The organism is Mycobacterium sp. IDUB_9 (assembly GCF_055419505.1).
This window is the reverse complement of record NZ_JBVAXU010000003.1, coordinates 287,006-299,723: the sequence shown is the minus strand read 5'-3', so window position 1 is coordinate 299,723 and position 12,718 is coordinate 287,006. Positions and strand designations below refer to the sequence as shown.

General features: G+C 67.2%; 10 protein-coding genes. 7 read left to right on the top strand and 3 right to left on the bottom strand.

Going from position 1 to position 12,718, the window contains the following annotated elements; translation table 11 throughout:
• The first annotated feature begins 48 nt into the window (after window positions 1-48).
• Genes ACZY08_RS15785 through ACZY08_RS15775 form a run of 3 tightly spaced genes read left to right on the top strand, consistent with a single transcriptional unit; the run spans window position 49 to window position 4,704 of the window.
• Window positions 49-2,760 (top strand): circularly permuted type 2 ATP-grasp protein, encoded by a 2,712-nt coding sequence (locus ACZY08_RS15785; RefSeq protein WP_463745721.1) that lies wholly within the window; start codon window positions 49-51, stop codon window positions 2,758-2,760.
• The gene (locus ACZY08_RS15780) at window positions 2,757-3,686 is read left to right on the top strand and encodes a transglutaminase family protein (protein ID WP_463745722.1); all 930 of its coding nucleotides are present in this window, start codon (window positions 2,757-2,759) and stop codon (window positions 3,684-3,686) included. The genes ACZY08_RS15785 and ACZY08_RS15780 overlap by 4 nt, the downstream gene beginning before the upstream one ends.
• Window positions 3,679-4,704: a zinc-binding metallopeptidase family protein gene (locus tag ACZY08_RS15775; RefSeq protein WP_463745723.1), complete on the top strand. Its 1,026-nt coding sequence runs from the start codon at window positions 3,679-3,681 to the stop codon at window positions 4,702-4,704. The genes ACZY08_RS15780 and ACZY08_RS15775 overlap by 8 nt, the downstream gene beginning before the upstream one ends.
• Here ACZY08_RS15775 and ACZY08_RS15770 read toward each other — a convergent pair.
• Window positions 4,691-6,007 carry a serine hydrolase domain-containing protein gene (locus ACZY08_RS15770; RefSeq protein WP_463745724.1) on the bottom strand — a complete coding sequence of 439 codons (1,317 nt, stop codon included), beginning with the start codon at window positions 6,005-6,007 and terminating at the stop codon, window positions 4,691-4,693. The two genes, ACZY08_RS15775 and ACZY08_RS15770, sit on opposite strands and share 14 nt — an antisense overlap.
• 57 nt (window positions 6,008-6,064) lie before the next feature.
• Here ACZY08_RS15770 and ACZY08_RS15765 point away from each other — a divergent pair, with 57 nt between their 5' ends.
• Both ACZY08_RS15765 and ACZY08_RS15760 read left to right on the top strand, forming a co-directional pair.
• On the top strand, window positions 6,065-6,898 hold the full coding sequence (locus ACZY08_RS15765) for a DUF3097 domain-containing protein (protein WP_463745725.1): 834 nt from the start codon (window positions 6,065-6,067) through the stop codon (window positions 6,896-6,898).
• Window positions 6,899-7,006: 108 nt separating this feature from the next.
• Entirely contained in the window at window positions 7,007-8,314 is a 1,308-nt protein-coding gene (locus tag ACZY08_RS15760; RefSeq protein WP_463745982.1) for a replication-associated recombination protein A, read from the top strand.
• A 65-nt stretch (window positions 8,315-8,379) separates the two neighbouring features.
• On the opposite strand, the gene ACZY08_RS15755 is transcribed toward ACZY08_RS15760, so the two are convergent.
• Window positions 8,380-8,688, bottom strand: coding sequence for a GlsB/YeaQ/YmgE family stress response membrane protein (locus ACZY08_RS15755; protein WP_463745726.1), 309 nt, complete (start codon window positions 8,686-8,688; stop codon window positions 8,380-8,382).
• An 88-nt stretch (window positions 8,689-8,776) separates the two neighbouring features.
• Complete coding sequence (locus ACZY08_RS15750) at window positions 8,777-9,397, bottom strand: antibiotic biosynthesis monooxygenase (protein WP_463745727.1); 621 nt, start codon at window positions 9,395-9,397, stop codon at window positions 8,777-8,779.
• Window positions 9,398-9,524: 127 nt separating this feature from the next.
• Here ACZY08_RS15750 and ACZY08_RS15745 point away from each other — a divergent pair, with 127 nt between their 5' ends.
• Window positions 9,525-9,914, top strand: a complete 390-nt coding sequence (locus ACZY08_RS15745) for a secondary thiamine-phosphate synthase enzyme YjbQ (protein ID WP_463745983.1) — start codon at window positions 9,525-9,527, stop codon at window positions 9,912-9,914.
• A gap of 109 nt (window positions 9,915-10,023) precedes the next feature.
• Window positions 10,024-12,714 (top strand): alanine--tRNA ligase, encoded by a 2,691-nt coding sequence (gene alaS / locus ACZY08_RS15740; RefSeq protein WP_463745728.1) that lies wholly within the window; start codon window positions 10,024-10,026, stop codon window positions 12,712-12,714.
• Window positions 12,715-12,718: the final 4 nt, after the last annotated feature.

Sequence of the window (12,718 nt, the reverse complement as noted above, 5' to 3'; positions counted from 1 at the left end):
TGCGCCAGCAAGCCCGGATCATCGTCGGGTGCGTACCGTTCTTCACTGATGGCTCTTCGCGCGAACGGCTCACCGGAGTCCGCTCAGGCCGCCGGTGTTGCCCTGGACACCGGTGCGAGTCGTGCTGCCTACGGGACAGACGTCGACGGTGTGCTGGCCGGCTACCGCCGTTCCAGGGCCCAACGAGCATTGTTCGACGTTCGGGACGACGGCGCCGGTGCCGGCTACGACGAGTTGGTCGACGGCTCGGGCAATGTCCGGCCGGCCTGGCGTGAGCTGGCCGCGGGCGTCGGCGAGCGGGGCCGTGACGGCCTGGACCGACTGCGTGTCATGGTGCGCAGCCTCGTCGACAACGACGGCATCACCTACATCGAGCTGGATCCCTACGGGGACGTGGTCACCGACGATGACGGCACCGCGGTGCCGGGCCCCTGGCATCTCGACGCCCTGCCCCTGGTGGTCTCCGCCGCGGACTGGGACTGCCTGGAATCAGGCCTGGTGCAGCGGTCCCGGCTGCTCGATGCGGTGCTGACCGATCTGTACGGGGCCCGCCGCTCGATCACCAGCGGGGTTCTGCCGTCCCGGCTGTTGTTCGCCCATCCCGGGTACCTGCGGGCCGCGCGCGGCATCGTGGTGCCCGGCCGTCACCAGCTGTTTCTCCACGGCTGCGACATCAGCCGCGGCGACGACGGCGCGTTCATGGTGAATGCCGACTGGACCCAGGCACCCTCGGGTGCCGGCTACGCGTTGGCTGATCGCCGCGTCATCGCGCACGCGGCCCCCGACCTGTACGAGCGGGTGGGTCCCCGGCCCTCCTCACCGTGGGCTCAGGCCTTGCGGCTCGCGCTGCTCGACGCGGCCCCCGAGGCCGCCGAAGAGCCGACGGTCGTCGTGCTCACCCCGGGAAGCCATTCCGAGACCGCCTTCGACCAGGCCTACCTGGCGGGGGTACTCGGCTTCCCATTGGTGGAGAGTGCCGACCTGGTGGTCCGGGACGGCAGGTTGTGGATGCGGTCGCTGGGCACGCTCAAACCTGTCGACGTGGTGTTACGCCGGGTCGACGCCGATTACGTGGATCCACTGGATCTGCGGCCCGATTCTCGGCTCGGCGTGGCGGGACTGGTCGAGGCGTTGCGTCGCGGGTCCGTGACGGTGGTCAACACCTTGGGCAGCGGCATTCTCGAAAGTCCCGGTCTGGCAAGGTTTCTGCCGCAGCTGGCCGATCTGTTGGTCGGTGAGACACCGCAATTGCCGACCGCGCCGATGTACTGGGGCGGCATCGACATCGAGCGTTCCCATCTGCTCACCAAACTGTCATCGTTGTTGATCCGGCCGGTGACCGGCGGCGCCACGATCGTCGGGCCCATGCTCTCGGGCGCGGATCGCGAGGAGTTGGCGGCGCGCATCGAGGCCGATCCCGCGCAGTGGGTGGGCCAGGAACTGCCCCAGTTCTCCACTGCACCGACCAGTTACCGGTCCAGAGGGTTTTCCGCAGGCAATGTCGGTATGCGGCTGTTCACCGTGGCCCAGCGCGGCGGGTACGCGCCGATGATCGGTGGACTGGGCTACGTCGTAGCTCCCGGAAACACCGCATACCGGATGAACACCCTTGCCGCCAAGGATGTCTGGGTGCGCAGCCCGCAACGCGTCACGGCCGAGCGCATCCCGACGGTCTCGGACGAGCTGGTCTCACCGGGCGCGGTTTCCAGCCCGACCCGGGCGGTCAGCTCGCCGCGGGTGCTCGCCGACCTGTTCTGGATGGGCCGGTACGCCGAACGTGCCGAGTGCATGGCGCGACTGCTCACCGTCACCCGGGAGCGCTACCACGAATACCGCTACCGTCGGGATCTTGAAGAGAGTCAGTGTGTTCCGGTGCTGCTGACCGCGCTCGGTTCGATCACCGGTACCGACACCGGTGACGCCGCGGATGTCCACGAGATGATCGCGATCGCCCCGACCACGCTGTGGTCGGCCACCGTCGACCGGCATCGGCCGGGATCGCTCACCCAATCGGTGGAACGGCTCGGGTTGGCCGCCCGGGCGGTCCGCGACCAGATGTCCAACGACACCTGGATGGTGCTGGCCGGTGTCGAACGTGCCGTGCTACGGCCATCGGCCGTCCCGCCCCAGTCGCCCAATGTCGCAGAGGCATACCTTGCCACCGCGCACAGCCAGACCCTGGCCGGGATGTTGGCGTTGTCCGGGGTGACCGCGGAATCGATGGTGCAGGACGTCGGCTGGACCACGATGGATCTCGGCAAGCGCATCGAGCGCGGGCTCACGCTGACTGCACTACTGCGAGCCACCTTGACGACGGTGCGTACTGCGGCAGCCGAACGCGCGGTGACCGAGTCGACCCTGGTGGTCTGTGAATCCGCGGTGATCTACCGGCGGCGTAACCCCGGACAGATCAGCATTGCCGCGGTGGCCGAACTGCTGTTGTTCGACGCCGAGAACCCCAGATCGCTGATCTACCAGTTGGAGCGCATCCGTTCGGACCTCAAGCCCCTGCCCGGAGCGTCGGGCTCGTCGCGCCCGGAACGCCTGATCGACGAACTGGCCACCCGATTGCGTCGTCTCGACCCGGCAGATCTGGAGGAGGTCGCCGAGGACAGGACCCGGGCCGCACTCGCCGGTCTGCTCGACGCCGTGCACGCCGGTCTCAGCGATCTCGCGGGTGTCATCACCGAGGCGCACCTGTCGCTGCCCGGTGGCATGCAACCGCTGTGGGGGCCCGACGAACGGCGGGTGGTGCCATGACCGGACCCACGGGCGCGGCGGGCAACCGGTGTTACGAGATCACCCATCGCACCGTCTATCGCTATTCGGACGATGTCACCAGCTCCTACGGGCGCGGCTTTCTCACACCGCGTGAGTTGCCATGGCAGCGGTGTCTGTCCCACCTCTTGGTGATCGACCCGGACGCGGCCGACCGTTCCACCAGCCGCGACGCCTACGGCAACATCAGTTCGTATTTTCATGTCACCGAACGCCACCGCACCCTGAGTATCACCAGCCGATCCGTGGTGGAGGTGGATCCGTTTGCACCCGAACACTATTCGGGCGCATCAGCCAGGGCGCCGTGGGAGTTGGCCCGCCCGATCGGCGGCGACGGCGCGCTGGCCGCGGAGTTCACCCTCGACCTCGCGCCGCCGGAGATCACCGACGCTGTGCGCGCGTACGCCGCACCCAGTTTCGTGCCCGGGCGACCGCTGATCGAGGTGCTTCGTGAGCTGACGTCGAGGATCTACCGCGATTTCACGTATCGGTCGGGATCGACGACGGTGTCCACCCAGGTGGCCGAGGTGCTGGCGGCGCGCGAGGGAGTCTGTCAGGACTTCGCCCGGCTGGCCATCGCCTGTCTGCGGGCCAACGGCCTGGCGGCCAGCTATGTCTCGGGTTACCTGGCCACCGATCCGCCGCCCGGTAAGGAACGCATGATCGGGGTCGACGCCACGCATGCCTGGGCGTCCGTGTGGACGCCGCAGAACGTCTGGCTGGGAATGGATCCCACCAACGATCAGATGGTCGACGAGCGCTACATCGTGGCCGGGTTCGGCCGCGATTACGCGGACATCCCCCCGGTCCGCGGCATCATCTACACGGACTCGGACAGCAGCGTGATCGAGGTGTCGGTCGACGTGGCGCCGTGCCCACCGGACCGAGGACGGTTGCTGCATGCGTGATTTCAACTGCCCCAACTGCGGCCAGCGGCTGGCATTCGAGAACAGCCTGTGTCTGTCGTGCCGCAGTGCGCTCGGCTTCTCACTCGGTGACATGGCGCTGCTGGTGATCACCGACTCCACCCGGAGCGGCCACGCCGGTGCCGTCGATGAGAATCAGTACCGGCTGTGCGCGAATCTTCATCTGGCCGAATGCAATTGGCTGGTACGCATCGGTGAACATCCGTTGTGCGCGTCGTGCCGGCTCACCAGGACCCGCCCCGCCGATGCCGATACCGCGGCGTTGGCGTCGTTCGCCGAGGCCGAACAGGCCAAGCGCCGGCTGATCGCCGAACTGCACGAACTGAAATTGCCGATCGTGGGCCGCGACGAGGACCCTCGGTTCGGGTTGGCGTTCGACCTGCTCTCCAGCGGGTTCGAGCAGGTGCTCACCGGCCATCACAACGGTGTCATCACCCTGGACCTGGCCGAGGGCGACGATGTACACCGTGAACAGCTACGCATCGCGATGGACGAGCCGTACCGCACGCTGCTGGGCCACTTCCGCCACGAGATCGGTCACTACTACTTCTATCGGCTGATCACCCCGTCAGCGGACTACCGCACGCGGTTCACCCGACTGTTCGGGGATGCCGACGCCGATTATCAGGCGGCGCTGGACCGCCACTACGCACAGGGTCCCCCGTCGGGATGGGAGGACCACTGCGTCTCGTCCTATGCGACCATGCACGCCGCCGAGGACTGGGCCGAGACCTTCGCGCACTACCTTCACATCCGCGACACCCTCGACACCGCTGCGGCTTTCGGGTTCGCCCCCGCCGGGGCGGCTTTCGGACGACGCTTTCTGGGGCCCGCCGGGTTCGACACCATCATCGAGATGTGGCTGCCGCTCGCCTGGTCGCTGAACATGGTGAACCGGTCGATGGGCCACGACGATCTGTACCCGTTCGTGCTGGCGCCCGCGGTGCTGGAGAAGATGCGCTTCGTCCATGCCGTCGTGGACGAGGTCACGGCCGGCTGAGTTCCCGGGCGATCGCGCTGAACATCAGCGATGTCTCCAGCGGCAGGGTGTTGAAGGCCGGTTCGGCCTGCGGCCATGTCGACCACTGGACCAGCACCAGGTTCTGCCGTTGGTCGACCATGATCACCTGCCCGAATATGCCGAGTGCCCAGAGATTTTCGTCCATCCCCGCAGTTCGTGGCGGGCTCACCTCACCCGCATCGGCCGCGATGCTGTTGTTCCACCACTGGTAGCCGTAGGTGCCCTCGGGATGGCTCGCGGTCACCGAACCCCGGGCTGTCGTCCACGTCCGCGCATCGCGCATCCAGCCGTCGGGCAGGGTCTCGGTGCCGTCGGGCAGTTCGCCGTTGCGCATGACGTACAGCCCGAAGCGTCCCCAGTCGGTGAGGGTGGCGTTGAACCCGTGCCCGCCCATGTCGTGACGACCCAGTTCGTAGGAATGCCAGACACCGTCGTCGGCCATGCCGAACGGCTTCCAGATCTTGTCCTGCAGATACGTGGCGATATTGGTTCCGGTGGCCTTCTCCAGGATGTCGCCGAGCAACCAGGCGCCGCCCGTGGTGTACGACCACACCTCACCCGGTTTGACGCCGGGTTTCCGACTGAGACCGTGGACGAGCGAGTACACGCACCGGTAGGTGTCGTCAGCAGCCTCGCACGCCGTGAGTTTGGCGAAATCCGAACCCGGGTCGGTGTAGTCCTCGTTCCATTCGACCCCGGAGGTGTGCGTGATGAGCTGTCGTAGCGTGACACCGTCGAAGGCGGTACCGGCGAAGTCGGGCTCGTATTCGGTGACGAGGTCGTCGAGAGAACCGATTGCACCGTCCTTGACCGCAACGCCGACCAGGGTGGACACCACGGACTTGCCGACCGAGCGCGACGTCCACAGCGTGGAAGGGTCGTTTCCGGCGCCGTAGTGCTCATAGGCGATCTTGCCGTCCTTGAGCACCAGCATCCCGGTGACACTCTGCCGTTCCAGATAGTCGTCGAGATCGTGGCTGACGCCGCCGACGGTGTAGGACGTGTCGGTCAATTGACGATCGGCGCTGGGCAGCGGAAACGGGTCGCCGTGGCGGAACAGATCACCGGGGTAGGCCCGGTAATCGTTGCGGAATCCGACCACCCGCTGCGTCTGATTCCAGGTGAGCATGTCCGCCACATTCGGCAGCTCATGATCGAGCGGCTTGGGGCACACGGTCATTCCCGCGATCCCACAGGCGGGTTCAGTTCGCGAACTGCAGGCACCCGCCGAAGCCACCAGCATCAGCGCTGATGCGGCAGCCAGCGTGCGAGTTAACAGCACGATCACGATCGTATGTCGCAACCCCGCTATCGCCGCAGGCGTTTCTAGGATCGCGGCGTGACTGATCGCTACGGCTCCGACATCCTGTCCCGAAACCCGCACACGCCCAAGCTGACTCGATCGAAAGAACAGCCCGCGGAGAAGGGCCTGGTCGTCGAGGATGCCCAGAGCGGTTTCGTGGGTGCGGTGGTGCGGATCGAGGGCGGCCGCGTCGAGCTCGAAGACCGCCGCGGCAAAGTGCGGACTTTCCCGATGGGCCCGGGCTTCCTGATCGACGGCAAGCCGGTCAGCCTCGTGGTGCCCAAGCGGGCCGCGGCGCCGGCGCGCACGGCATCTGGATCGGTCGCGGTACCGAAGGCCAAGGCGCGGGTTGCGCTGGCCAGCCGGATCTACGTCGAGGGCCGGCACGACGCCGAGCTCGTCGAGCAGGTCTGGGGTGCCGATCTGCGCATTGAAGGCGTCGTCGTCGAATATCTGGGCGGTGTGGATGACCTGGCCGACATCGTGGCCGAGTTCGCACCCGGACCGGGCCGGCGGCTCGGCGTGCTGGTCGATCACCTCGTCACGGGTTCGAAGGAGGCGCGCATCGCCGAGGCGGTGCGCAGAGGCCCCGGAGGCGAGCACACGCTGGTGGTCGGGCACCCGTTCGTCGACATCTGGCAGTCCGTCAAGCCGGCCCGCCTCGGGATCAAAGCCTGGCCGACCATCCCGCGCAGCGTGGAGTGGAAACACGGCATCTGTGATGCGCTGGGCTGGCCGCACCAGGACCAGGCCGACATCGCGCGGGCATGGCAGCGGATCCGCGGCCGGGTTCGCGACTGGAATGATCTGGAGCCCGCGCTGATCGGCCGGGTCGAGGAACTGATCGACTTCGTCACCGCACCGGCGTAGGCCGTCGTGGCGGCGTGGTAAGCAGAAGGCGTGTCCGACGGATTGTTCGACGTGCCAGGTGACCCGGGGCCGGATGCCCCCGGCTCGCTCGCTGCGCCCGGCACGGGGTTGGTCGGCTCCTCGCGCGAGCGCTCGTCGGCGCCGTTGGCGGTGCGGATGCGTCCAGCCGGACTCGATGAGGTCGTCGGCCAATCGCATCTGTTGCAGGCTGGCTCGCCCTTGCGCCGGCTGGTGGAGGGATCCGGCGCGGCATCGGTCATCCTGTACGGCCCGCCCGGCACCGGCAAGACCACCCTGGCGTCGTTGATCTCGCAGGCCACCGGCCGCCGGTTCGAGGCGCTCTCGGCACTGAGCGCCGGGGTCAAGGAGGTGCGCGCCGTCATCGAAAAGGCGCGGACGGCCCTCGTTCACCACGGCGAACAGACCGTGATGTTCATCGACGAGGTGCACCGCTTCTCCAAGACCCAGCAGGACGCGTTGCTGGCCGCGGTGGAGAACCGGGTCGTGCTGTTGGTGGCGGCCACCACGGAAAACCCGTCGTTCTCGGTGGTCGCGCCGCTGTTGTCGCGCTCGCTGATCTTGCAGTTGCAGCCGCTGGCCCCGCAGGACGTGGAGATGGTGCTACGCCGCGCGATCACCGACCCGCGGGGTCTGGGTGGCGCGGTCGAGGTCACCGATGACGCCGTGGACCTCATGGTGCAGCTCTCCGCCGGCGATGCCCGTCGGGCGTTGACGGCGTTGGAGGTGGCAACTGAAACAGCCGGAGCGCCGGGTGGCGTCGTCACCGTCGAGACCATCGAGCAGTCGCTGGACAAGGCCGCGGTGCGCTACGACCGCGACGGCGATCAGCACTACGACGTCGTCAGCGCCTTCATCAAGTCCGTGCGCGGATCCGATGTCGACGCCGCGTTGCACTACCTGGCCCGGATGCTGGTGGCGGGGGAGGACCCGCGGTTCGTGGCGCGCCGGCTGATGATCCTGGCCAGCGAGGACATCGGGATGGCCGATCCCACCGCGCTGCAGACCGCGGTCGCTGCGGCCCAGACTGTGCAGCTGATCGGCATGCCCGAGGCTCAGTTGACGTTGGCCCATGCGACCGTGCACCTGGCCACCGCGCCGAAGTCCAATGCGGTGACCACGGCGCTCGGCGCGGCGATGAACGACATCCGGGCGGGCAATGCCGGGTTGGTGCCTCCGCATCTGCGGGATGGCCACTATTCGGGTGCACAGAAACTCGGCAACGCCGTGGGCTACAGATACGCCCACGATCATCCCGATGGTGTTGTGGCGCAGCAGTATCCACCAGATGATCTGGTGGGGACGGACTATTACCAGCCGACCGGGCGCGGGTTCGAACGCGAGCTCGTCACCCGGGTGGGCAAGCTGCGGGCCATCATCCGCAACATCCGTCGCTGACGGCCCAATCGAGAACCACGGTCCCAGTTGAATATTCAACCGGGGCCGTGGTGTGGGTTCGATGGTCAGCGCAGCAGGCCGGACCGTCGGGTACCGAAAATGCCTGTCCTTCCACGTCCCATGAAGGCGGACACTAGTGCCACGCCGATGGCGGCGACGATGACCTGGACGAGCAATTCGAGCCAGTCGATGCCGTTGGTCATCGTGGGGATGCCGAGTGCACGGGCGATGGCGCTGCCGATGAATGCCGACACGATGCCGACCAGGATCGTCACCAGAATGCCGATGGGTTGTCTGCCGGGGACGATCAGCCGGCCGATCAGGCCGACGACAATGCCGATCAAGATCGCGCTGATGATGCCGGTGATGGTCATTTCTCCTCCAGGCGGTATTGGGCTGGAGGGGAGATACCCCCGGCGACTACCGCCCAAACGGTGCCGTCAATTCTGGACGCGTTCTCGGTCAGGCCATCTCGGGTACGCGCAGGTGGGCCAGTACGAGTTCGAACTCACCGACGTCGATCTGATCGGCGCTCAGATCGCGTAGCCGGGCCGTGCGCAACGCCCTGGCCTGGTCGCGGTTGTGGTCCATCGCCTCGGCACTGTCGAAGGTGGCCGAGGACACTGCCCGGCCCGATCCGCGGTCAAGCATGAGGCTGGCGCTGCAGAAACCCTCGAGGTCCTCCATCGCCGGCAACACCGAGGTCCGGTAGAACTCCACGGCCCGGTCGAACAGTTCGGGGCGGGTCCGCAGCCAGGTCGCCCGCACACACGCGCCGGGTGCCGAGTACTGCTCGCGGTGAACCACCGCGATCTCCCATTCGTCGACGGTGGCGGTGCCGGCGAATGTCTGCACGACGCGATGGCGCATCGGCGCTATCGCGGCGGCGCTGGCATGCATGGCTTCTTCGGACCGCCATGCCGTCGTGAGGACACACTCGCCCGATTCCCGATTCGCCATCAGGGACAGGCCGACGCAGCCGTCGATGTCGTCGAGGGCCGGCATCACATCATCGCGGATATGGGCGATACCGGCGTCGATGGCCTGGTTGCGCGCCGCGATCGTGGTTGAACGTGCGAACACGATCCACCCCTTCCTGCCAGGGCGGCGCCCCGGTGGCGCCACCGGCTCCATCCCCACCTTCCTCCGGTACGTCGCAGGTGGCAATGGGTCGGCGGGTGCCTCGTAGGCTGGGCGGATGGATACCGACGTGATCGACGTGGACACCTCGCGGCGCCGCATCGTCGACCTCACCGACACCGTGCGGCAGTTCTGCGGTGAACACCGTGACGGCCTGTGCAACGTGTTCGTCCCGCACGCGACGGTAGGTGTGGCCATCATCGAGACCGGCGCCGGCTCCGACGACGACCTGCTCGATACCCTGGAACGGTTGTTGCCGCGTGACGATCGCTACCGGCACAGCCACGGGTCGAGGGGCCATGGCGCAGATCACGTCCTTCCCGCCCTGGTGTCGCCGTCGGTCACCCTGCCGGTCCAGGGTGGGAACCCGCTGCTGGGAACCTGGCAGAGCGTGGTGCTGGTCGATCTCAACCGCGACAACCCGCAACGTTCGGTGCGGCTGAGCTTCCTGGGCGCGTGAGGCTTGTCGCCCTGTTCGGGGCGAACGCGCAGAACGGTAATGTAAGGCGGTCGAACTGGTGGTTGCTCGCGCAACCTCAGCCACCCACGAACACGAGGACAGAGGCGACGTGCAGACACACGAGATCAGGAAGCGCTTCCTCGATCACTACGTGAAGGCGGGTCACACTGAGGTGCCCAGCGCCTCGGTGATCCTCGACGACCCGAACTTGCTGTTCGTCAATGCCGGCATGGTTCAGTTCGTGCCCTATTTCCTCGGCGCGCGTACCCCGCCGTGGGACCGGGCCACCAGCGTCCAGAAGTGCATCCGCACGCCCGATATCGACGAGGTGGGCATCACCACCCGGCACAACACCTTCTTCCAGATGGCCGGCAACTTCTCGTTCGGCGACTACTTCAAGAAGGGCGCCATCGAGCTCGCCTGGAGCTTGCTGACCAACCCGGTCAGCGAAGGTGGCTACGGATTCGACCCGGAAAAACTGTGGGCAACGGTCTATCTCGACGACGACGAGGCGATCGAGCTGTGGCAGGAAGTCGCCGGCCTGCCCGCCGAGCGCATCCAGCGCCGGGGCATGGCCGACAACTATTGGTCGATGGGCATCCCGGGGCCGTGCGGCCCCTCCTCGGAGATCTACTACGACCGCGGGCCGGAATACGGCGTCGACGGTGGCCCGGTGGCCAACGAGGACCGCTACATCGAGATCTGGAATCTCGTGTTCATGCAGAACGAGCGAGGTGAGGGCACCTCGAAAGAGGATTACGAGATACTCGGGCCGCTGCCCCGCAAGAACATCGACACCGGGATGGGTATCGAGCGCGTCGCCTGCCTGCTGCAGGGCGTGGACAATGTCTACGAGACGGATCTGCTGCGTCCCGTGATCGACGCCGTCGCCGCCGTGGCGCCCCGCGGATACGGCGAAGGCAGCCACGAGGACGACGTGCGCTACCGCATCATCGCCGACCACACGCGCACCGCGGCGATCATCATCGGCGACGGTGTCAGCCCCGGTAACGAGGGCCGCGGGTACGTGCTGCGCCGGCTGCTGCGGCGCATCATCCGCGCCGCCAAGCTGCTCGGTGTCGATCAGCCGATCATGGCCGACCTGATGGTCATCGTGCGCGACGCCATGGGCCCGTCCTACCCCGAGCTGGTCGCCGATTTCGAGCGGATCCAGCGCATCGCGGTGGCCGAGGAAACGGCGTTCAACCGCACCCTGGTGTCGGGTTCGCGGCTGTTCGACGATGCGGCCGCGGCGACGAAGAAATCTGGGGCCACCGTGCTGTCGGGGAGTGACGCGTTCACCCTGCACGACACCTATGGCTTCCCGATCGACCTCACCCTGGAGATGGCGGCCGAGGCGGGTCTGTCTGTCGACGAGCAGGGCTTCCGGTCGTTGATGGCCGAGCAGAGACAGCGCGCCAAGGCCGACGCCGCCGCGCGCAAGCAGGCCCACACCGACCTCTCGGCGTACCGCGAGCTGGTCGATACCGGCCCCACCGAGTTCACCGGATTCGACGAATTATCCACCGAGGCACGCATTCTCGGGATCTTCGTGGATGGCAAGCGGGTACCGGTGGTGACCCACGACGGGCTGGATGCCGAGCGGATCGAGCTCATCCTGGACCGCACCCCGTTCTACGCCGAGGCGGGCGGCCAGATCGCGGACGAAGGCACCATCGCCGGCACCGGGTCGTCGGCCACCGCCAAGGCGGCCGTGACCGATGTGCAGAAGATCGCCAAAACCCTGTGGGCGCATCGCGTTTCGGTTGAGTCCGGGGAGTTCGTCGAGGGCGACACCGTCACCGCCGCAGTGGATCCCAAGTGGCGCCACGGCGCAACCCAGGGCCACTCCGGTACTCACATGGTGCACGCCGCGCTGCGACAGGTGCTGGGCCCCACCGCCGTTCAGGCCGGTTCGCTGAACCGTCCCGGCTACCTGCGGTTCGATTTCAACTGGCAGGGCGCGCTCACCGACGACCAGCGCTCACAGATTGAAGAAGTCACCAACCAGGCCGTCGAGGCCGACTACCAGGTGAACACCTTCCTCACCGCACTGGACAAGGCCAAGGCGATGGGTGCGATGGCGATGTTCGGTGAGAACTATCCCGACCAGGTGCGGGTGGTCGAGATCGGCGGCCCGTTCTCGCTGGAGCTCTGCGGCGGTACCCACGTACACAACTCGGCCCAGATCGGCCCGGTCACCATCCTCGGGGAATCGTCGGTCGGCTCCGGTATCCGCCGGGTCGAGGCCTACGTCGGGCTGGAGTCCTTCCGCCATCTGGCCAAGGAACGCGCCCTGATGGCAGGACTCGCCTCGTCGCTCAAGGTGCCCTCCGAAGAGGTGCCCGCCCGGGTGGCGAACCTGGTGGAACGACTCAAGGCGGCCGAGAAGGAACTCGACAAGGCCCGGTTGGCCAACGCCCGCGCCGCGGCGGCCAACGCGGCCGCCGGTGCGGAGACCATCGGCAAGGTCCGACTGGTCGCACAACGCATGGCCGGCGGCATGTCGGCCGGTGACCTGCGCAGCCTCGTCGGCGACATCAAGGGCAAGCTCGGTTCCGACCCGGGAGTGGTCGCGCTGATCGCCGAGGGCGAGGACGACTCGGTGCCCTTCGTGGTGGCGGTCAACCCGGCCGCACAGGATCTGGGCCTACGCGCCAACGAACTCGTCAAGCAGTTCGGCGCGGCGGTCAACGGCCGCGGTGGCGGCAAGGCTGACATGGCACAAGGTTCCGGTAAGGGGGCGGCGGGTATCGACGCGGCATTGGCTGCGCTGCGCGCCGAGATCGGCCGAGGCTAAGCCT

Excerpts from the sequence above, each read along its gene's own strand:
- ACZY08_RS15785 (WP_463745721.1), top strand. The coding sequence starts at position 49 with ATGGCTCTTCGCGCGAACGGCTCACCGGAGTCCGCTCAGGCCGCCGGT.
- ACZY08_RS15780 (WP_463745722.1), top strand. The coding sequence starts at position 2,757 with ATGACCGGACCCACGGGCGCGGCGGGCAACCGGTGTTACGAGATCACC.
- ACZY08_RS15775 (WP_463745723.1), top strand. The coding sequence starts at position 3,679 with ATGCGTGATTTCAACTGCCCCAACTGCGGCCAGCGGCTGGCATTCGAG.
- ACZY08_RS15755 (WP_463745726.1), bottom strand. The coding sequence starts at position 8,688 with ATGACCATCACCGGCATCATCAGCGCGATCTTGATCGGCATTGTCGTC.